Genomic DNA, 20,880 nt, shown 5'->3' with positions numbered 1-20,880 from the left:
GGGAACACTGGCAATGGCGTGTCGCCATCCCGTTCGCAGGCACAATGGCGAAAAGGGTCTTGACGGTACGCAAGGGTGTCACTACAATCATGCCTCTTTCAGGGAGGTTAGCTCAGGGGTAGAGCACTGCATTCACACTGCAGGGGTCGCAAGTTCGAAACTTGCACTTCCCACCAGGATTCTTTTGATCAGTCGGTTTGATCACTCAGTTTGACCACTCAGTTTGATCACTTAAGGCTTGCAACGTTTGGTTGCAGGCCTTTTTTGTTTGGCGCGGTGAAGCGCGAAAATAAGGCTGGTCGGCTGCCTGGGTGGCATCACTGCGCGCTGCCGCTCGCCTCAGGCGCGGCGCGAGCCGGCCGCGACCAGCGCAGCGTCCGCAATGGGCGTTTTGCTCTACACTTTCCACCGCCCCCGTGGATCAACAGCGCCGGCGCATATCTCGCGGCACGTGGGGAAGGGGGCGCACGGTCGTGAAGTACCCGCCCGGTGCGCATCGGCCTACCTTTCGCCCCTACAACCTGGCATCAATGGAGATCTGGACAACATGAAATCGAGCATGCTCGGCCTCGCCACCACTTTCTCGCTCACCCTGCTCGCGTTCGTCGCCGCGCCGGCCAGTGCATCCGCAGCCGGCCTGCCTTTCGAAGTCAAGCCTGTGGGCACCTTCAAGAACCCATGGGCCATGGCATTCCTGCCCGATGGGAAGATGCTGGTGACCCAAAAGGAAGGGACGATGATCCTCTTCGATCCCGCAACCGGTGCCAGGCGGACCGTGTCCGGCACACCCGCCGTCAGCAGCAGGGGCCAGGGTGCGCTCATGGACATCGTGCCCGCTCCCGATTTCGCGGCCAGCAAGCGACTCTACTTCAGCTACTCCGAGGCGGCCCCTGGTGCCGGCAGCCGGGTCGTGCTCGCCACCGCGACACTGGACCAGGCAGGCGGCACGCTCAAGGATACAAAGGCCATTTTCCGCGGCCACGATGCGTCGACCGGCGGGCACTACTCGGGCCGTATCGGCTTCTCGCCGGATGGCAAGCATCTCTTCTTCACCAGCGGCGACCGCCAGCTTTTCGATCCGGCGCAGGACCCCAGATCGACGCTCGGCAAGGTGCTGCGCCTGAACCTCGACGGCACGCCGGCCGCCGGCAATCCGCTCGCGGCCAAGGGCTTCCATGCAGCCGTCTGGTCGTATGGCCACCGCAACCTGCTGGGCATCGCCTTCGACAGGCAGGGGCGCCTGTGGGAAATGGAAATGGGCCCGCGCCATGGCGACGAGATCAACCTGATCAAGCCAGGCCTCAACTATGGCTGGCCGAAGGCATCGAATGGCAGCCACTATGACGGCCGGGACATCCCCGACCACGCGCCCGGCGACGGCTTCGAGGCCCCGAAAGTGTCCTGGGACCCGGCCATTTCACCGGGCGGCCTGGCTTACTACGATGCGGACCTGTTCCCGAAGTGGAAAAATTCCCTCTTCATCACCGGTCTGTCGGGCCAGTCGCTGGACCGCATCGCCCTCGACGGCGAGAACGCGAGCAAGGCGGACCATTGGGACATGGGCGAACGCATCCGCGCCGTGCGTACCGGGCCGGATGGCGCGCTATGGTTGCTGGAAGACGGTTCGCGGGGCCGGCTGCTGATGCTGACACCGAAGAAGTAGGGCAGGGGGAATTGTGTGGCGCGGGCATGCCACGACTCCAGCGTGGTTACAGCCAGATAATCGCCCGGGCACATCGTTGACTTCAGTACTCGGTAAAGGGGCCAATGGCCCCTTTTTTTCACGTTTCAAAGGTTATTGCCTGGAGCGCCTGATAGACAGGTTACTTGTCCTTAGAGCAACGACATCGTACACTGAGCCATTGCGACAGGCCGCTTTTGGGCCAGAAGCGGACTGTCGCGGACCGCCGGTCAGATTCGCCTTCTTTCTATAATTAGCCCATGCTTATAAAAGAATCTTCTCAAGTCGAGAAAGAGTTTCGATCTTTCCTTCGCGCCAAATCGCTCAAGCTTTCATCCCTAAATTTGCCGACTGCGTTCGACGCTATGGCAGAGTTTTGGACCGCCACTAGGTTCTGCAATGTACTTGCTGAGGATGGAGATGGGATCGCGTGCTATGAGGGCGTAACGGATCACGGGCGTGGAACTCGTCTCGAGATTGGCCTAGTCAGACTTCTCCGGCTTCCATTTGACCCTATTTTGGCGCCTTCGCCAGTTCATAGACTGCGCTTGCGCATTTGCTATAAATGGGACATGGACGTTATCAAACACGTAATTCCAGCCGGAACTTGGGCATTTGCTTGTTGGGACGCCAATGAGCTTAGCGCCTTCAAACAGGCGATTGTCAATACTGCGGGGTTTTCTACGATGCGCGGAAAAAAGCCAGCAGAGGTGACCGCTTTGCTTGAGACAGTGACATCGGTGTCGCACCAGCTCAAACCAGAGCCCGGAGCCCGGCAAATGTGGTGGGGCGTCATGTAGTTTCGCTATGCGATCGCTGGAACGGACAGGCGCCACCTATGGTGATAGTATGTGACTTTTCGGTTCGACTGCGTGCTTTCCTGTGACAAACGGCGAGTTCGGCCAGAAGTCGAACCGATCAGAATTAACACGAATAAAATCCCGGTCTGGATGCTGGGCTAAAGAACCTTGATTACAACAGCTAACAAAGACGACCAGCTTGCCTATTTCATCGTAGTTCATGGGATCGATTCTCAAACTTTCGAACGAATAGCCATTCGCTTCGAGTGTCGTCGTGGAGGTATGCGACCTACAGATAAAAGTAGGTATATTTCCCTTCCCATAACTCTTGATACAATGTGCAGCACTCTTACATGGATCAAAACGGAGTTAGCTGGTTCCTACTGTGAGCTGTATCTAATAGTGTCCGTCCATGCACGGTTATCTTGGAGCGAGGTCGTCGTCCCAGCAGAAATTGCGTTGCTAGCTGGTCAGCATGATGCAGCAATCAAGGTATTATTTTCGCATCCCTGAAATTGGTAACAGCCGTGCTGAGCGAACGCTGTTTTGGGGCAGGAGCGGCCTTGTGTAATACTCAGAAACTTTTCCGTGTACCAAAAGGCTTTTCTGTAGAAAACGGCCGTTTTCGGCCATAAGTGGTCCTTTGACCTTCGAGGCCAATGGATAGCCCTTCATCGACGCGCGCATACTGTTGCGATTCCTGTCGGCCGCCGTTTCAGCGGCCCCCCGCAAATTCATCATCGGAAGTTAGATTAGGTCCAGGAAGAGGCAACGAAACCGCTTGGCCGCCCCCAAGCTAGGCAATTCGAGTGATAACGTTCCGTCGCGATCCACGCCGAGCAATCAGCCAGTGCCGTCCGGTATGCTTGTGCTGGTGTCGCCTGTCGTGTTGCCGGTGTCCATCGCGCTTGCGGTCTGGATAGGAAGCGATCTGTATGCGATTGTTGTCGAAGGCGAGATTTGCAGGCCTCGGTACGGCTGTGAATCGTGGACATCCAACCCAGTGTCGCTGGCGTGCAGTGTCTAGCTGTTACGTTGCTCACGACGATCTTTGTGGGTTTGGCATATGGAGCGCTCAAAGCGCTGCTGGGACTGGCTGAACGGTATCGAGCCCGAAGCCTAGCTGCGCCATGTGCTAACGCATATCGCCGATCATCCTGTAAACCGTGTCGACTACTTCCTGCCCTGGAACTGTGCCGCCAAGCTGGCCAGCTGAACTTCGCTTCCCAGCGGTGTGGCAAGCATCATCTCCCTTTAACTCTCGGTGCTCAAGACGCTGCTGAGCAGACGCTTAACTTAAATCGCGTACCGCCGACGCTCACCTACACGACAATCGCTTACATTTTTTTCGCTAACTTAGCCTAAACTCTAAGACCCACAATGTTTGAGACGAGGAAAATCAAATGACTACCGAGGCGGAACTATTTGATGGGGTTGTCACTGGAGAAGCCATGCCGGTTGTGGTTTCGCAATATGGTTTCAAACGCATCGAGATCGATGGCAAGACATTTCTAGCTGCAATGTCACGCGCTGAGCTGCTTGAGTTGCTTACCAATTCACGCGGTAGCGCTGAGGAAGCGGAAAATATTGTGTCAAAGATGGACCGATTTCCGAGGTGCGTGACTACGAGCAGTCGACAATGTGCCGGGCTAGGCGGATGCACCCGATGCTCGAGAGGGTATGAAGCCGGCGCTGTGTGGTGCTGGTGCGAGGCCGACTAATTTGTGCTTAGCAATTAGGGAGCCAGGCCAGCGTCGATGCATTAGTCGCAAGCAACACAGATATGTCTCGTGACGATAGATCGGCTTGGCGCCCTTCCGGTAATTGCTTCGGGGAGGAAGCGGTCGTACACTGAACGGCGTCTCTCCAAGAGCAGACCGAGCTCGCATCAGACCATCCTGTGATCCACTCGATTACTCTGAATCTTCCTTATGACCTTTCCGGTGCTGACTGGGTTAAGGTCTCCGCGGTGTATCGATCCATGAATGGGTGGCTTGATGAGCATTCATCCTGGTTCGGCCCCTGGGGCAGCGAGCGCTTCATTGCGGCTTCCGCCGAGCCAAGCGGCCTGCTGGTTGAAGGAAATGTCGACCCACTGTTTTTCAGGGGATGGATGACCAAACTGTGCGCCAAGCTCACGGCGGCGCTTGGGAAAGAAGTCCACGATGCTGAGTTATAGACGTCCGACGTGCGGGCGAAGGCTCGAGCGATTGCTGGATCTTGAAAAACGCGTCCATCCTCGGCACCCACAGTGGGCTTCCCACAATTTCACGGTTGGTCTAAATCGGTCGAAAGAGATCGATAATCATCCAATTCGCTCTCGTTCACGCGTCTCGGCAGTGAATATGGTCTAAAAGTGAACGTCCGAAATCTAATTCGATCCATATCAAGCATTCCGAAGTCTAAAACAATCTTATTCCTGTCCCTCGGTCAAAGTATTAAACCCATTTAGAGAGGATTGATCATGGAATATGAGGCGAAACAACCGGTATATCTTCCCGTGCAGGATTTTCTGCAACTGGAATTACATCTCGCCGAGACCCGCCCAGGCGCCAAAGTGGATGCTTTCTTGGCTGAACTGGTCAGGCGCTGGCTGGCAACGGAAACCATTCGACAATCCTTGCGCGAGAATGGCCCGGCCTTGAGGGGCTTTCAATGGAAGACGTTGTTCCTGCCAGAGGGAACGATATTGCGCACCACTTATGGCCAAACCGCAGGGTTTGCCAAAGTTGGCGGCGACCACATTGTTTCGGATGACGGCGCGACACTGACGCCATCGCAGTTCGCAAATCGCCACGCCAGGGGGCGGAACGCCTGGCGCTTCATCTGGCTGCGCTTTCCCGGCGATGATGGCTGGGTTCGGGCCGACAACTGCCGGGCGCGTGAAGCAGACCTCCTGCTAAAACGGTCCAATGCGACAGCAAGCCGGTCTAAAACGATCTGAAATAACCATGCTGGGCAGTCTAATCCAGTCCATGCTTCGCACGAAAAAGGCGATTCTGGTCTAAAAAATCGAGCGCGGCACTGATTGAAGACCGTTTTAGACTGAAGGGGACGGTTTTAGTGCGATCTAGAGCGCCTGATAAAACCGGTAGCGGGTCCTCGGAGCACACCAACATCGCACACTGGCGCGTTGCGACCGGCCCGCGTCGGCGGGAAGCTTCTCCACGGCCTGCGCCGGGGCGGCATTGCTAATATTAGCTGACCGTCCGTCGTCTTGGCCCGCCACCGCCGCGGGCGCTGATCACCGAGCTGGCCGGCGGCGCTTCCGGCGCGATGGACTGCCCGGGCTTGCGTACGGATGAGCTGTGTGCACCTCCAAGTCCTCCGGCGCGTCTGCTACACTGGCCTGTTCATTCACCCAGACAGCGCACCAGATTGATCCAGATTCCTGCCCCTGACGGCCTCCCGCCCGTACTTGCCGGTCCCATCCTGCGCCGACTCGAACCGGGCCGCCTGGTGCTGTGGCTGGTCGGCAGCGTGCCGCTCGAGCTGACCCTGCTGCTGGCACCCAGGGGAGGCGCGTCGTGGCGCCTGCTCCTGGACGAAAGCCACTGCCGCGTGGTTCCTGTCGGCCGGCACGCCTTCGTGCACCTGATCGATGTGCCGCTGCCCGAGCCGCTCCCGCAAGACACGGTCATCGAGTATGACTTGCTCATCACGCAGGGTGACGGCGAAGAGGCCGGCATCGGGCAGTGGGCGCCGCACCTGCTGCATGAAGGGGCGGCGCGGCCGAACATGGTGCTGCGCAGCCGCAGCGACAATATCCTGTATGGCTCGTGCCGCAAGCCGCATTTTCCAGCGCCGGACGGCCTGGCGCGCGGCGATGCCTTGCTGGCCGAATGCATCGAACGCCCCGACGAGCGGCCCGCCATGCTCATCATGTGCGGCGACCAGGTGTATGCCGACGATGTGGCGGGCCCCACGCTGGTGGCGATCCATGCGCTGATCCGGCGCCTGGGCCTGTTCGCCGAATGCCTGGAAGGCGCCGTGGTCGCCGACAGCGAAGAGCTGTACCGCCATCCGGCCAGTTACTACCGGCGCGAGGAGTTGCTGCCTGCCGCCCACTCCAACGAGGCGCTGCGCGACCGCTTCTTTGGCGGCAAGGAAAAGCCGATCTTCACCACGGCCAATGCGCAAAACCACCTGATGACATTGGCCGAGATGATGGCCATGTACCTGCTGGTCTGGTCGCCCGTGCCATGGCAACTGGTGGCGGTTGCGCCGCCGCCCGCGCTGGAACCCAGGCATGCGGAGCGCTGGCGGCGCGAGTCGAAGGCGATGGAGGGCTTTTGCGGCAGCCTGCCTCGGGCCGCGCGGCTGCTCGCGCACGTGCAGACCCTGATGATCTTCGACGACCATGACGTCACCGATGACTGGAACCTGTCGGCCAAGTGGGAAGCTGCCGCCTACGGGCACCCGTTCTCGCGCCGCATCGTGGGCAACGCGCTGATCGCCTACATGCTGTGCCAGGGCTGGGGCAACCGCCCCGATGTGTTTAAGGCGGCGCTGGAGGACATGGCGGTGCTGGCCGCCACGGCGGCGCCGGACGATGGTGCTTGTGCTGACAATCGACTGGATGCGCCGGTCCAGGACGCGCTGATCGGGCGCCTGCTGGCTTTCCGCCAGTGGGATTTCGTCATACGGACCAAGCCCGCGATCATCGTGCTCGATACGCGCACCCGGCGCTGGCGTAACCGGCGCCGGCCCAGCCATCCGTCGGGCCTGATGGACTGGGAAGCGCTGACCGAGCTGCAGCACGAGTTGCTGGACGAATCGGCCGCCGTCATCGTCTCGGCGGCGCCCATGTTCGGGGTCAAGCTGATCGAGGTGGTGCAGAGGGTTGCCACCTTCATCGGCCAGGCCCTGATCGTCGACGCCGAGAACTGGATGGCGCACCGCGGAGCCGCCAGCAGCATGCTCAATATCTTCCGGCATTCGCGCACCCCGGGCAATTACGTGGTCCTGTCGGGCGACGTGCACTATTCCTTCGCCTACGATGTCGAGGTGCGCGAATCGGACCGCACGCCGCATATCTGGCAGATCACCAGCAGCGGCATCAAGAACGAATTCCCGCGTGGCCTGCTCAACTGGCTCGACCGCCTCAATCGCTGGCTGTATTCGCCGCGCTCGCCGCTGAACCTGTTCACCCAGCGCCGCGATCTCGCCATCACGCCGCGCCTGCCGGACGCGCGCCATCAAGGCGAGCGGGTCTGGAACGGCGCCGGCATCGGCCAGGTGTGGCTCGACGCTCAAGGGCGGCCGGTGCGCATCGTCCAGCACAACGCCGATGGCCGGCCGTCGACCCGGTTCCTGGCGCCGGGGCAGGAAGCCTCCGCCGCGGCGGCTGCCGAGCAGCGTCTGGGAAGTACCGACTGATCGTAATGCCGTTAAGTTAAGCGTTACCTGACATATTGAAAGCGCAGGCATTCACCCCCAACGGCGAAGGGCTGGGGTCAGACCCGGCGGGTCTGACCCCGGAATTTGCCCTAGGGGTCGGCTTAACTTAACGGCATTACTGACTGATCGTGTTGGCGGTCAAGGCCTGCAAGGCGCAGTCGCCCGACCGGCGCTATGGGGTGGCGGCGGCAAGCCGTGGCATGGTGAGCCGTCGCTTCATTTCCCTTCCGGGTTCTTCTGCAACAACGCATCCAGTGCATCGAAACGCTGTTCCCACATCCGGCGGTTGACCGCCACCCATTGTGCGAGGACGTCGAGTCCTTGTGCGTCGAGCTCGCACATCCGGACGCGGCCGACCTTGCGCGTCCGCAGCAAGCCGCAGGTTTGCAACACGTGCAGATGCTGGGAGATGGCGGTCAGCGTGACATCCAGCGCGGCGGCCAGGGCGCTGACCGATTGCGGCCCCTGGGCCACCCGCTTGACGATCGCGCGGCGGGTGGCGTCGCCCAGCGCGGCGAAAACCTGGTCCGCCGCGTCCGCCTGCATTGCGTGTACTCCGTTCATGCCGGGCCTTATTCGACCGCCAGGGCAGCGTGCAACTGGTCCAGCAACTGCTGCCAGCCGATCCGTCGCAGGTCCGGGCCGTCCGCACCGTCGCCATACATCGCCTGATGGGTGAAGACGAGGCGCGTGGCGTCGGGGCCGTCGCTGAAGAACTCGAAGGTGTGCAACGAAGCGGAGAAGCGCCGTTCGCCCATCGCCATCGTGGCGGCGGCAACGATGCGCTGTTGCGGCACGATATCGAGGATGTACCCGTCCGATGCCAGCGCCACGCCGGCGAAGGGCGTGCCGGGCTTGAAGCGGTAGCGCGCCAGTTCGCGTCCGCCCACTTCGAATTGCATGTCGTACTGCTCGATTTCATGCTGGGCGCCCTCGGCAAACCAGCGCTTCTTCTCGCGCGGATCGCTGAACGCCCGGAACACGCGCGCCGGCGGGGCGGCAAACGTACGCTCCAAGGTGAAAGTGTCGAACTGCGCTGCTTGAGCCATCATGCCCTCCGATAGTGAAGTTGAGACTTCAGTTTAGGAAGATTGAATGGTGAAGTCAAGACTTCACTAACAAAACCGACCCCTCCAATGGTCGAGCCCGTGTCAGGGGGTCAGGCACGCTGACACGGGCTCAGCCGGTGTTCGCTTGCGGCGCAGCGTGTCTCGGGACTAGGCACCGGTAATGTCGAGCCCGTGTCAGGGGGTCAGGCACGCTGACACGGGCCCAGCCGGTGGTCGCTGGAGGCGCCGCGTGGCGCGGGGCAGGCGCCGGTCATGTCGAGCACGTGTCAGGGGCAGGTATTGCGCGCCTGCCAAGAAACAAAAAAGCCCGCAACGTTGCGTCGCAGGCTTCTTGTTTTGCAAAGTGTTGCGATCGACGGAAAAGAAAAAGCCGCCATCGCGGCGGCCCTGGAACGGCGCTGGAAGAGCGTTGCCGGATCAGTTCCAGCCGCCGGCATTCAGGCGGTAGTCCAGCCGGGCTGGCTGGGCGATTTCGGCCTGCCTGCGCAGTGCCAGCATGGCGCGGCCATGGGCGGCGGAGAGCAGGGTGCGCACGGCGGTGGCGATGACGTTTTTCATGATGGACTCCCGGATAACGGTGCAATAAGCGATTGCTGTGGGGATCGCAACGCGACCCGATGCTACCGTTATATAGGCGACCTGCCCGGAATTCCAATTCTCAAATGCAATATCAGTTATAGCGGCGGTGAATGCTAGTCGAGCTGCCTCCCCAGCCAGCTACGTATTCCGTCCAGGGAACGAAATTCTGTGACGGAACGGCAGGCGATCGCGGGGTGGCGAGCTTGCAACATGCGCGACAGCGCGGCACCCGGGCCCAATTCCAGCGCGACGGTGGCGCCGGCTTCCGCGCAGGCGTCCATGCATTCCATCCAGCGGATCGGTTCGGCGATCTGCCGCGACAGGTCGTCCTTGGCGCGCGCGGCATCCCACACCGGCTCGGCCGATATGCCGGACAGGACCGGAAAGAGGGGAGCGCTCCACTGCTGGCGAGCCAGCAATGCGGCGAACGGTGTGACGGCGCCGGCCAGCAGCGGCGTATGCGACGCCACCTCGACCGGCAGCACGGTGGCGCGGCCGCCCGCCGCGACGGCGGCTTCGGCAAGGCTGTCGCGCTGCGCGGCGGGCCCGCCTGCGACCAGGCTGTCCTCGCCGGTCACGATGGCGGCATGAAAACCGAAGCGGTGCATCAGCGGGGCGGCCGTACCCTTGGGCATGGCGGAGAGCGCCACCATGGCCTGCGGCACGCCGTTCGCCACGCAGGCATCCATCAGCGCCGCGCGTTCGAGCGCCAACTTCACAGTGGCGGAAGGTGCCAGCGCGCCCGCGACGGCATGGGCCGACAGCTCGCCGATACTGTAGCCGGCCACCAGTGCCGGCTGCGGCAACGCATCGGCCAGCGCCGTCCACATGGCCAGCGTCGCGGCGACGATCGACGGCTGCGCGATGCGGTTGGCGAAACCCGCGGTACCCTCGATGGCCGCTCCCAGCGGCTCGGCCAGCACCGGATCAGCGAACCAGTCGTCGAGAAGGCGGCCGGCGGCCGGATCGGTGCGCGCCAGGTCGAACATGGCGGGATGCTGGGCGCCCTGGCCAGGGCACAGCACGACGAGCCGGGCCGCCATGTCAGGCGTGCCCTCCGCAGCCCGCCTGCCCGCCGCAAGCCGCCTGAGTCAAGCAAGCCGCCTCAGTCAAGCAGGCCGCCTCAGTCAAGCAGGCCGCCTGCACCAGGCAGACGGCGCCGAGCAGGTCGGCCGCGCCGCCGGGCGACAGGCGCGCGGCAACGAAGCTGCGGTGGCAGGCCAGCGCGCGTGCTTCCCAATCCGGCGCGGCAGTACCGCCATGGGCGACAAAGGCGCGGGCCTGGCGCCGCACGGCCAGTGCGCCGCCAGGGCCGCCGCGGTGATAGACGTTGGTGTCGCTGACATGCGCCATCAGCGCGAACAGCGCATCGATCCGTGCGCGCCGCGTGTCGCGGCCGGCGGCGAGCGCATGCCGCAATGCCGGCAAGCCGACCGCGAACACGGAAGGAAAGCCGCGAGCGCCTTCTTCGCGGGCGCCGCTGGCGGCATAGCGCAGCAGTGCCGCCGTGCCATGCGACGGCGTGGCCAGGTCGGCGCTGTGGGCGCCGAGCGCGGCCCCCCAATGTCGCAACAGCGCGGCCTGGATCGCCGCTGGCGCCAGCGCGATGCCGCTCGCCCGGCACCGCCCGATGGCGGCGCACAGCATGCCGAGGCAGAAGATGGCGCCGCGGTGGGTGTTGATGCCGCCGGTGGCGCGCAGCATGCGCGCCTCGGCCTCGATGCCCAGGCGTTTCAAATCATGGAAGGGCGCATCGGCCATGCCGGCTTCGGCGATGCGCAGGAAATAGCGGCGCAGCGCGAACAGGCTGCGCATGAAGGTGGCCGCCGTCATGTCCTCGTGGCTGCCGTTGTCGACCAGGGAGACCAGGCCGGGCTTGGGATACAGCGCCAGTTCCGCATACAGGCTGCGCACCGCCAGGCGCGCCACGCGCTGGCAAAACGCGCGGTCGGCTGCAAGGCGGAGGGCAGGCGGCCGCCGGACGGGCAGCAGCGCCGCGTTCAGTTCAGGCATCGCGCATCCTCCAGCGTGGCCAGCAGGTCGTCCGCCACGGCCAGGGCCACCCGCTCCAGGCTTTTCGCCAGCACGCGCGTGCCGGGCGTGGCACCGAGGGCCATGCGCAGCTCCTTCCATGCCACCGCGCGCCCATCCGGGAAGACCACTTCGCCATCGAGCGGCAGGCGCGCCGCGAGCCGGGCTACCAGCGCCAGGCCGGCCGCCAGTTGCGCGCGGTCCGCAGGACGCAGCAGCAGATCGATGTCCGACGCCGGCGTGACATAGCGCTGCCCAGTGAGCGCGGCCAGGGCCACCGAGCCGTACACGGCCAGGTCGAGCCCCGCGCCGCCAGCCTCGCGTGCCAGCGCCACCAGCGCCGCGCGCCAGCCGTCGGGCACCGCGCCGAGGGCGTCCACAAGGGGCAGGGCGGGCGCGCGGCGGACGATATCGGTCATGTCGACGCAAGCGCCGATGCGCACCTTGCGGCCATCGCCGGGCCGCGGAGGCAGGGCGAAGCCGATCGCCACCTGGCCCGGTGCCGCGTCGACTTCCGCGCGCCGCACCACGGCGGGCCAGCCGGCATTGCGCCACGCATCCAGCGCCATCAACACTTCTGGCGCCACGCCGGCGCGCACCTGCCGCCAGCCCCGCTCCGCCAGCCACACGAGATCATGCCGGGCGAACATGGCCACCCGTCCTGACTGCCTCGGCGACGGGCTGCGCCAGCAGGCGGCCGCCCCGGTCCTGGCCCAGCGCCATGCGGCCATCGGCCGGGTCGGCACTGGCCAGCGCCTCGGCCAGCCGGTTGGCCAGGTCGTCCGCCCAGATGGCGTGCAGGCCGCCCATGCGCAGGTAGTTTTCCGGCCCCGGCGCGAACACGGGATTGTCCCGCGCCAGCTCGGTCAGCCGCTCTTCCGGCACCTTGGTGATGCGCGCCATCGCCGGCAGGCCCATCACGCGGATGGTGGCCTGGGGCAGCGCGTAGCAGGCACTGGCGATCAGGCCGCTGGTGATGAAGCCGCCGGACAGGGCCTGGTCGTACACCAGCCCGATCACGGCATGGCCGCGGCGCCGCGCCAGGTCGACGCACTTGCCCAGGTGGGCCATGTAGCTGTTGATGCCCAACATCTCGTCGCGGTGGCGCAGGCGCTGGCCCTGCGTATCGACCAGGATCAGGATCGGCCGGCCGGGATGCCGCTGCACGGTCTGCAGGATCGCCTGGGCCTGGGCCAGGGCGATCTCGATGCCAATCGGCACGTGCTCGGTGGTGCCGATCACGGCCACGGTCTGGCCGTCGACCTGGCCGCTGCCGGACAGGAAGTTGTCGTGTTCGGCGATGTCGTGCCCGCCGGGGAACAGCTGGTTTGCCAAAGTTTGCCAGGTCATCGTGGTCCTCCCGCGCGGTGCGGTGCCGCCAGTTGCATGAAGGCGTCCGTGTCCAGCATCGGCACGGCGGCCGGATCGGGCACGCCCAGTTGCCGCCACACGTCGACCGGATCGGGCAGCCCGGCGGTGTCGCGCAGGCGGCGCGCCAGCAGGTCCTGTTCTTCCAGCAGGCCCTCCAGGCTCAGGCTGGCGCTGCCCGCGCGGATCTCCGCGATGGCCTGCAAGGCGGCGGCGCGGAAGGCGGCGGTGTCGTCCGGCACCAGCACCTGGCAGTCGCCCAGCAGGTAGCGGTGCTTGCCGCCGGTGGTGCGCCACACCAGCGCGCGGTCGCGCGAGTCGAACTCCTCGACACCGTTGGCGGTCTCGATCACTTCGGGGCCGGACATCGCCAGCCGGCCTTCTTCCGACATGATCACCGTGTTGGCGCAGCGCGCCGAGATGCCCATGCCGCCGAAGCAGCCGTTGGCGCCGCCCACCAGGGCCACCACGGGAATGTTCGCCGCGCGCGCATCGAGCATGGCGCGCATCACTTCGGACACCGCGATCAGGCCGGCATTGGCCTCGTGCAGCCGCACGCCGCCCGATTCGAGCAGCAGCAGTACCGCGTGGGCCTGTTCGTCGATGGCGCGGCGCAGCATGCCGACCAGCTTGGCGCCATGCACCTCGCCGACCGAACCGCCCATGAAGCCGCCTTCCTGCGCCGCGCCGAACACCACCTGGCCGCCCAGCAGGCCGCGCCCGACGATGACGCCGTCGTCGAACGACACGGGGGCGTCGAGCTGCGCCAGGTGCGGGCTGACGATGCGCGCCGACGGCGGCAGGAATTCCTCGAAGCTGCCGGGATCGAACAGGGCGGGGATGCGCTGGCGCGCGGTGAGTTCCAGGTAGCTGCTCATGGCGTGCCTCCCGCCAGCGATTGCGCCGCCTGGTCCAGCCGCAGGCTGACCACGGCCGGCGTGGCGCCCATGTCGTTGATGCAGATGCGCGCGTCGGCCAGGCTCCAGCGTGCGTGGAAGTCCGTCATCACGGCCTGCCATGTCGCGCCGAAGCCCACGGCGGCGGTGCGCACCTCGATTTCGCAGGCGCCGGCCAGCGCCGCCGGCTCGATCAGCACTTCGAGATTGCCCGAGCCGACCACGCCGACCAGCTGGGCCGTGCCGGCCAGCGGGCGGCTGCCCTGCTCGAACCTGAATTGAAGGGTTTCCATGCGTGTGTCCTTACCAGTTCCTGAAACGTTTCGGCGGATCGTACAGCCCGCCCGAGGCGCGCACCAGGTCTTTCATGTTCCTGGCCGCCAGCAGGTCGCGCGTGGCCAGGCGCTTGTCGATGCCCAGGTCTTCCGGGCGGCGGATGATGCCGCGGTCGCGCAGGTTTTCCACCATGCGCTTGTCGCGGCCCAGGCCCACCGGCGTGTAGCCGGCCACGCCGCGGATGGCCTGTTCGCGTTCCTCGTCGCCACGGCACAGCAGCAGGTTGGCGATGCCTTCCTCGGTCAGGATATGCGTGACGTCGTCGCCGTAGATCATCACGGGCGGGATCGCCATGCCGGCCTGCTCGGCCAGCTGCCAGGCGTCGAGCCGCTCGACGAAGGCCGGCGCCATGTGCTCGCGGAAGGTCTCGACCATCTGCACCACCAGCTTCTGCCCGCGCGGGATCATGTTGCGGCCGGCGCGGGCCTGTTCGCCCGCCTTCAGCCAGGCCGGGCTGGGGTGGCGCCGCCCGCGCGCGTCGGCGCCCATGTTCGGCGCGCCGCCGAAGCCGGCGATGCGGCCCAGCGTCGCCGTCGACGAGTTGCCCTGCAGGTCGATCTGCAGCGTGGAGCCGATGAACATGTCGCAGGCATAGTGGCCGGCCGCCTGCGAGAAGGCGCGGTTGCTGCGCATCGAGCCGTCCGGGCCCGTGAAGAACACGTCGGGCCGGGCGCGCAGGTAGTTTTCCATGCCCAGCTCGGAGCCGAACGAATGTACCGATTCGACGAAGCCCGCCTCGATGGCCGGGATCAGTGCCGGGTGCGGATTGAGCGCCCAGTGGCGGGCGATCTTGCCCTTCAGGCCCAGGCTGGCCGCATAGGTCGGCAGCAGCAGCTCGATGGCGGCGGTATCGAAGCCGATGCCGTGGTTCAGGCGCTCGACGCTGTATTCGGCATAGATGCCCTTGATGGCCATCATCGCCATCAGCACCTGGATCTCGGAAATCAGCGCCGGGTCGCGGGTAAACAGCGGCTCGATGTAGTAGGGCGTGGGCGACTGCACCACGTAGCCGACCCAGTCCGCGGGAATGTCCACGCGCGGCAGCTTGTCGACGATGCGGTTGACCTGGGCGATCACGATGCCGCTCTTGAAGGCGGTGGCCTCGGCGATGGCCGGCGTGTCCTCCGTGTTCGGCCCCGTGTACAGGTTGCCCTCGCGGTCGGCCATCTCGGCCGCCACCAGCGCCACGCGCGGCGTCAGGTCGACGAAGTAGCGCGCGAACAGTTCCAGGTAGGTATGGATGGCGCCGATATTGAGCTTGCCGGCCTGCGCCAGCCGGGCCAGGCGGCTGGCCTGCGGGCCGGAGAACGAGAAGTCCAGCCGCGCGCCGATGCCTTTCTCGAACACGTCGAGATGCTCGGGCAGCGACAGCACCGACAGCAGCATGTGCAGGTTGTTGACGCGCGCCGGATCGAGCCTGGCCAGTGCCTTGCCGAGGAAATCGGCCTGCTTCTGGTTATTGCCTTCCAGGCAGACCCGGTCGCCCGGTTCGAGCACCTGGTGCAGCAGCTCGGCGATATGCGATGCGGCGACGATCTTGCCGTCCAGCGCATCGCCCAGGGCTTCGCGGGCGCGCGCCAGGCGGGCATCGCGGTTGCGTTGCTGGGTAGTCCAGCGGCCTTCGGGTGAATTCATGGATTATCCCAGGTTAATGTGGCGGTCACGGGGGGCGGTCACAGCACCACGAACAGCAGCCAGACCACGACCGGCGCGACCAGCGTCACGATACCGCCATAGATCATCAGCTGGCGCAGGAATACGTCGCGGTCGATATGCTGGGCGCTGGCCAGCACCAGCGCGCCGTTGGTCGAGAACGGGCTGACGTCGACGATGGTGGAGGCCACCGCCATGGCGGCGATGAAGCCGATCGGGTCGACCCCGGTGCCGGCCTGCAGGAACGGCACGGCCAGCGGGATCAGGGAGCCCAGCACGGCGGTCGACGACGCGAACGCCGACACGATGGCGCCGACGAACAGCAGCAGCAGCGCCACCACCAGCGGCGAGGTCAGGCTGGCCACGCTGTCGCCCACCCAGCTGATGGTGCCCATCTTCTGCATCACGCCGACATAGGTGCTGACGCCCACGATCAGCATGATCTCCGGCCACGACACCTGGCCGATGGCGCGTTTCTGCACCTGCGGGGACATCAGCGAGATCACCAGGCCGATCGAGATGGCGACAAAGCCGATATCGAGCTTGTACAGCAGCGTCAGCACGGCCAGCGCGACCAGGCCGGCCACGGTGACGATCTGCTGGAAGGTCGCGCCTTCGTTCAGCGCCACGCCGGCGGCGGGGCCGGCACCGCTGCCCGCGCCACCCGGGGTGCCGATGGCGCCCACGGCCGCAGTCGAGCGCTCCCGCGTGAGCCGTTCCTCGCTGGCCGCCTCGTTTTCGGCGTCGCCGTAGATCTGCGGTCCCTGCGCCGCCACCGCGACGGTCGCGCCGAACGGCGGCATCGGATCGTTGCGCCCGGCGGCCGCCTTCGGCACCTGCTGGCGCATCAGCTTCATGCCGCCGAACACGAAGAACAGCAGCAGCGAGACGGCGAAGTTGACGCCCAGGCTGACGAAGGCGGTGGTCAGTTCCGAGATCGGCAGCCCGGCTTCGTTGACCACCTTGTTGGTGATGCCGCCGTAGATGCTGATCGGCGAGAAGCCGCCGCCCTGGGCGCCGTGGATCACCATCAGGCCCATCATCAGGGGATTGATGTGGTACTTGGCGGCGAAGCCCAGCGCGATCGGCGCGATGATGGCCACCGCCGCCGGGCTGACGGCGCCGACCGAGGTGAGCAGGGCGGTCACCGCGAACATCACCCAGGGAATGGCGGCGATGCGCCCGCCGACCGCGCGCACGGCCAGCCGCACCAGCCAGTCGATGGTGCCGTTGTTCTGGGCCTGGGCGAACAGGAACGTGATGCCGACGAGGGTAAGGAACAGTTCGGCCGGAAAACCGGCCATGATGCCCTTGGCCTGCATGCCGGCGACCAGCGTACCGACCAGGAAGGCACCGACGAAGGCGATGACGCCCATGTTGATGGGCAGCGCGGTGGCGACGACGAACATCAGCGCCAGCACGCAAATGGCAATCAGGTGAGTGGACACGGCATTACTCCTGGGATTGCGGTGCCGGCCGAGGCCGGACCGCGGGTGATATGTCTCCATGCATTCCCCGGCCGGGCAGGTCGTGGCGCGGGCATGCTCTTTTTTTGCTCTTTTATTTTGCTCTTTTAATATCGTGCAGCCAAGGTAACGTGGAAAGGCGCCCGGATCAATTACTGCCGCAGGCCGACGTTTACTCTGAGCGGAAATATCGGCGGTTCAGCCAGCCTGTTTTTCCGGCGCACGGCCAGCGTGGAAGAGACAGATTTCAGGCTGCAACCATGTCAGAATGCGCACATGGAAAATCCCCCTGCATTCCGCCCGTCGTTTGCCGGCGAGGGCGTGGTCCGCGCACTGCTGCGTGCCCGTGACTGGAGCAACTTTCCCTACGGGCAACCCGAGGCGTGGCCGAGGGAAATCCGCAGCACCATCGAGATGGTGCTGGACGCCGCCGCGCCGACAGCCTTCTACTGGGGACCGGACTGCCTGTACTTCTACAACGACGCCTATCTCCACGTGCTCGGCGACAAGCATCCTGCCGCGCTGGCCACGCCGTTCTGGGGCAGCTGGGAAGAACTGCGCGAGGGCTTCGCCCCCATCCTGGCCGAGGCGCTGGCCGGCAAGGCCTGCAATCTGACCGATATCCGCTTCACCGTGGTGCGCAACGGCGTGCCCGAGACGGCGTACTTCAGCTATGCGCTGTATCCGGTGTTCGGCGCGCGGGGCGAGGTCGCCGGCATCCTCAATCCCGCGGTCGACAGCACGGCCGCCATGGTGTCGAACCGCCGCCGCGAATTCCAGCTCCGGCTGGGCGACCTGATCCGGGAGCTGACGGATCCGGGCGACGTCGTCGCCGGTGCCAGCGCGCTGCTGGGTGAATACATGGGCGTCGATCGCGTGGTGTACCTGACCGTCGACGACGCGGGCGAGGCGGGCAGCATCGGGCGGGACTGGAGCAACGGCCACCTGCCGTCGATGGCCGGCGTCACGGTGCGCCTGGACGACTACGGCGCCTTCGCGGCGCAGGGCGCGCGGGCAGGCAGGCACCTGATCATCAGCGATGTCGTCGCCGACGAGCGCAGCGCGCCGTTCGCGCACGCCTACGCCGCCCTCGGCGTGCGCGCCGTGCTGGCGATCCCGCTGCTGAAGAATGGCCGGCTGCGCGTGATCCTCAGTGCCCACGACTCGGCGCCGCATGTCTGGACGAAGGCGCAGATCGGCATGGCCGAGGACATGCTGGAGCGCACCTGGTCCGCGGTGGAGAACGTCGGCGCGCAGGCCGAACTGCGCCGCGAGCGCGACCAGAGCGAGTACATCTTCGACAACATGGCCGAAGGCTTCGCCATGCTCGATACGGCGTGGCGCATCGTGCGCATGAACGGCGAAGGTTTGCGCCTGACGCACAAGACGGCGGCCGACGTCATCGGCCGCAGCCACTGGGAAGTGTGGCCCGGCCTGCTGGGAACGCCGCTGGAGGCGCTGTACCGGCAGGTGATGGACGATTGCCGGTCCGGCGTGATCGAGGTGCCGTGCGCCACGCCGCAGGGCGAGATCTGGATGGAAGTGCGCGCCTATCCCGCCCTGGACGGCGGCCTGGCAGTGTTTTTCCGCGACGTCACCGCGCGCAGGAAGTCGGACGAGAAGCTGCGCGAAACGGACCGCCGCAAGGACGAGTTCCTGGCCATGCTGGCCCATGAACTGCGCAATCCGCTGGCGCCCATCAGCGCCGCGGCCGAGCTCCTGCAACTGGGCAAGGTCGACGAGGCGCGGATGCGGCAGACCAGCCAGGTGATCGGCCGGCAGGTGCGGCACATGACCAGCCTGGTGGACGACCTGCTCGACGTGTCGCGCGTCACGCGCGGCCTGGTCGAACTGGACATGCAGCCGATCGACATCCACCGCATCGTCACCGACGCGATCGAACAGGTCACGCCGCTGATCCGCACGCGCCGCCATCACCTGGGACTGGAGCTGACGCCGGACATCCCGCTGGTTTCGGGCGACCGGAACCGGCTCGTGCAGGTCTTCGCGAACCTGCTCAACAATGCCGCCAAGTACACCCCGGAGGGCGGGCATATCGGCCTGCGCACCGAGGTGCGGCCCGATCACGTGCTGTTCCACATCACCGACACCGGCATCGGCATGGCGCCTTCGCTGGCGGCCCGCGCGTTCGACCTGTTCTCGCAGGCCGAGCGCTCGTCCGACCGCTCGCTGGGCGGTCTCGGGCTGGGGCTCGCGCTGGTGAAGAGCCTGGTGCACCTGCATCGCGGCACGGTCACCTGCAGCAGCCCGGGCCTGGGGCAGGGCAGCAGGTTTACCGTGTGCCTGCCGCGGCTGGCCGCGCAGGAAGAACAGGCCGCGGCACCGCCCCAGGAGGCGCCGCGGCCACGCAGCGGCGGCCCTGCGCTGCGCATCATGGTGGTCGACGACAATGCCGATGCGGCATCCGTCCTGGCCATGCTGCTCGAATCGGCCCGGCACGAAGTCATCGTCGAATACGATGCCAGCGAGGCGCTGGCGCTGAGCGCGGCGAGCGGCTGCGACGTGTTTCTGCTCGATATCGGCCTGCCGGGCATGGATGGCAACGAACTGGCCCGGCGGCTGCGGGCCCAGCCCGAGACGGCCCACGCCGTGCTGGTCGCCATCACCGGCTACGGGTTGCAGAGCGACCGCATCCAGACGGCCGCCGCCGGCTTCGACCATCACCTCGTCAAGCCGGTCGATATCGACGACCTGTTCGCGATCCTGGCGAATGTCGGGCAGCCCGGCGGCTGACCGGCCCGGCGATGGCGAGGGTCATGGCGATGGCGAGAGCTGTGGCTACTGCCGTTGCTTCGGCTGTGGCGCCGGGGCTATATCCGGTTGTGATGCCAGATAAGGCGCGATGGCGGGCACCGCCTGCGCCAGTTCCCCGGCAACCATCGCGCCGAACAGGGCGGCGCCCTTCGGCCCCAGGTGCGTCCAGTCGAACTTGCTCTTGCCCTGCTTGCCGTCCGGCGCGGGCGGTGGCGCCGGTTCCTCGGCCAGCGTGTCCGCTTCGGCCTGGCCCATCGCCTGCACGGCCGCGGCGCTGCGGGCATTCAGGTCGAGCACGGCCACGTTCTCCGCCGCGGCGGCCCGGCGGGTGGCCGCGCCCCACGGCGCCAGCGTATCGCGCAGGTACGGTCCCTTGAACGTGCGGCGGGTCAGCGGCGTGACGAGGACAGGCACGCCGCCCAGCGCCCGCACGTCGCGCGCATAGCGTGCCATGTTGGCGGGGAACTCGGTTACCAGGTCCGTCGCATGCCGCTTGCCCGGCTGGTCGTTGTGGCCGAACTGCACCAGCACATATTGAGCATGGAAGCGGCCCGTTTCGCGCAGCAATTCCTGCACCTTGTCCCAGCGGCCCTCGGTCCGGAAGCTCTTCGAGCTGCGGCCGTTCGCGCCCAGGTTCACGCAGGCTACCTCGGGCACGAAGCGGGCGCACAGCGCGTCGCCATAGCCGTTGCCGGGTGCCACGGTGGAGTCGCCCACCAGGATCACGCGGATCGGCGGCAGGGGAGCGGCGTGGACGGTGTGCACCACGGTGCCGAGGGCGGCACCGGCGGCGCATGCGGCCAGCAGGGACAGGCGGCGCCGCAT

The 20,880-nt window shown here is 65.6% G+C and carries 17 protein-coding genes, 1 tRNA gene and 1 pseudogene; 7 read left to right on the top strand and 12 right to left on the bottom strand.

Going from position 1 to position 20,880, the window contains the following annotated elements; translation table 11 throughout:
- Positions 1–101 precede the first annotated feature (101 nt).
- The 6 genes and pseudogenes from EYF70_RS18540 to EYF70_RS18515 all read left to right on the top strand — a co-directional run bounded on the left by EYF70_RS18540 (position 102) and on the right by EYF70_RS18515 (position 7,860).
- A tRNA-Val gene (locus tag EYF70_RS18540) sits at positions 102–176 on the top strand.
- Positions 177–547: 371 nt separating this feature from the next.
- On the top strand, positions 548–1,663 hold the full coding sequence (locus tag EYF70_RS18535; protein WP_131146730.1) for a PQQ-dependent sugar dehydrogenase: 1,116 nt from the start codon (positions 548–550) through the stop codon (positions 1,661–1,663).
- 1,914 nt (positions 1,664–3,577) lie between these two features.
- Positions 3,578–3,697 (top strand): annotated as a pseudogene (locus EYF70_RS31665) (transposase domain-containing protein); the annotation flags it as partial.
- Between the two features lie 684 nt (positions 3,698–4,381).
- Complete coding sequence (locus EYF70_RS18525) at positions 4,382–4,660, top strand: hypothetical protein (protein ID WP_131146729.1); 279 nt, start codon at positions 4,382–4,384, stop codon at positions 4,658–4,660.
- Positions 4,661–4,945: 285 nt separating this feature from the next.
- Positions 4,946–5,425, top strand: coding sequence for a hypothetical protein (locus EYF70_RS18520; protein ID WP_131146728.1), 480 nt, complete (start codon positions 4,946–4,948; stop codon positions 5,423–5,425).
- Positions 5,426–5,862: 437 nt separating this feature from the next.
- On the top strand, positions 5,863–7,860 hold the full coding sequence (locus EYF70_RS18515) for a metallophosphoesterase family protein (protein WP_229420928.1): 1,998 nt from the start codon (positions 5,863–5,865) through the stop codon (positions 7,858–7,860).
- Positions 7,861–8,097: 237 nt separating this feature from the next.
- On the opposite strand, the gene EYF70_RS18510 is transcribed toward EYF70_RS18515, so the two are convergent.
- From EYF70_RS18510 to EYF70_RS18465, 11 genes are all read right to left on the bottom strand, one after another.
- A complete protein-coding gene (locus EYF70_RS18510) occupies positions 8,098–8,427 on the bottom strand; it encodes an ArsR/SmtB family transcription factor (protein ID WP_131146726.1) in 330 nt (109 codons plus the stop codon).
- 26 nt (positions 8,428–8,453) lie between these two features.
- Complete coding sequence (locus EYF70_RS18505) at positions 8,454–8,933, bottom strand: SRPBCC domain-containing protein (RefSeq protein ID WP_131146725.1); 480 nt, start codon at positions 8,931–8,933, stop codon at positions 8,454–8,456.
- 435 nt (positions 8,934–9,368) lie between these two features.
- The gene (locus tag EYF70_RS31140) at positions 9,369–9,509 is read right to left on the bottom strand and encodes a hypothetical protein (RefSeq protein WP_165497729.1); all 141 of its coding nucleotides are present in this window, start codon (positions 9,507–9,509) and stop codon (positions 9,369–9,371) included.
- Positions 9,510–9,643: 134 nt separating this feature from the next.
- A complete protein-coding gene (locus tag EYF70_RS18500; RefSeq protein ID WP_131146724.1) occupies positions 9,644–10,573 on the bottom strand; it encodes an ACP S-malonyltransferase in 930 nt (309 codons plus the stop codon).
- Position 10,574: 1 nt separating this feature from the next.
- Positions 10,575–11,543, bottom strand: a complete 969-nt coding sequence (mdcB, locus tag EYF70_RS18495) for a triphosphoribosyl-dephospho-CoA synthase MdcB (protein ID WP_131146723.1) — start codon at positions 11,541–11,543, stop codon at positions 10,575–10,577.
- Positions 11,531–12,211, bottom strand: a complete 681-nt coding sequence (gene mdcG / locus EYF70_RS18490; protein WP_131146722.1) for a malonate decarboxylase holo-[acyl-carrier-protein] synthase — start codon at positions 12,209–12,211, stop codon at positions 11,531–11,533. Before mdcG ends, mdcB begins: the two co-directional genes overlap by 13 nt.
- Entirely contained in the window at positions 12,195–12,911 is a 717-nt protein-coding gene (mdcE, locus tag EYF70_RS18485) for a biotin-independent malonate decarboxylase subunit gamma (protein ID WP_131146721.1), read from the bottom strand. Before mdcE ends, mdcG begins: the two co-directional genes overlap by 17 nt.
- Positions 12,908–13,807, bottom strand: coding sequence for a biotin-independent malonate decarboxylase subunit beta (locus EYF70_RS18480; RefSeq protein WP_131146720.1), 900 nt, complete (start codon positions 13,805–13,807; stop codon positions 12,908–12,910). Before EYF70_RS18480 ends, mdcE begins: the two co-directional genes overlap by 4 nt.
- A complete protein-coding gene (gene mdcC / locus EYF70_RS18475) occupies positions 13,804–14,118 on the bottom strand; it encodes a malonate decarboxylase acyl carrier protein (protein WP_131146719.1) in 315 nt (104 codons plus the stop codon). Before mdcC ends, EYF70_RS18480 begins: the two co-directional genes overlap by 4 nt.
- 10 nt (positions 14,119–14,128) lie before the next feature.
- Positions 14,129–15,796: a malonate decarboxylase subunit alpha gene (gene mdcA / locus EYF70_RS18470; RefSeq protein ID WP_131146718.1), complete on the bottom strand. Its 1,668-nt coding sequence runs from the start codon at positions 15,794–15,796 to the stop codon at positions 14,129–14,131.
- Between the two features lie 38 nt (positions 15,797–15,834).
- Positions 15,835–17,262 carry an SLC13 family permease gene (locus EYF70_RS18465; RefSeq protein WP_131146717.1) on the bottom strand — a complete coding sequence of 476 codons (1,428 nt, stop codon included), beginning with the start codon at positions 17,260–17,262 and terminating at the stop codon, positions 15,835–15,837.
- A gap of 294 nt (positions 17,263–17,556) precedes the next feature.
- On the opposite strand from EYF70_RS18465, the gene EYF70_RS18460 reads away from it, so the two are divergent.
- The gene (locus EYF70_RS18460) at positions 17,557–20,034 is read left to right on the top strand and encodes an ATP-binding protein (protein ID WP_131146716.1); all 2,478 of its coding nucleotides are present in this window, start codon (positions 17,557–17,559) and stop codon (positions 20,032–20,034) included.
- Between the two features lie 45 nt (positions 20,035–20,079).
- Here the strand turns inward: EYF70_RS18460 and EYF70_RS18455 are convergent, their stop codons facing one another.
- Positions 20,080–20,880 (bottom strand): rhamnogalacturonan acetylesterase, encoded by an 801-nt coding sequence (locus EYF70_RS18455; protein WP_131146715.1) that lies wholly within the window; start codon positions 20,878–20,880, stop codon positions 20,080–20,082.

This window comes from Pseudoduganella albidiflava, from assembly GCF_004322755.1.
GTDB classification, from domain to species: Bacteria; Pseudomonadota; Gammaproteobacteria; order Burkholderiales; family Burkholderiaceae_D; genus Rugamonas; species Rugamonas albidiflava.
This window is presented reverse-complemented; position numbering and strand designations above follow the sequence as displayed.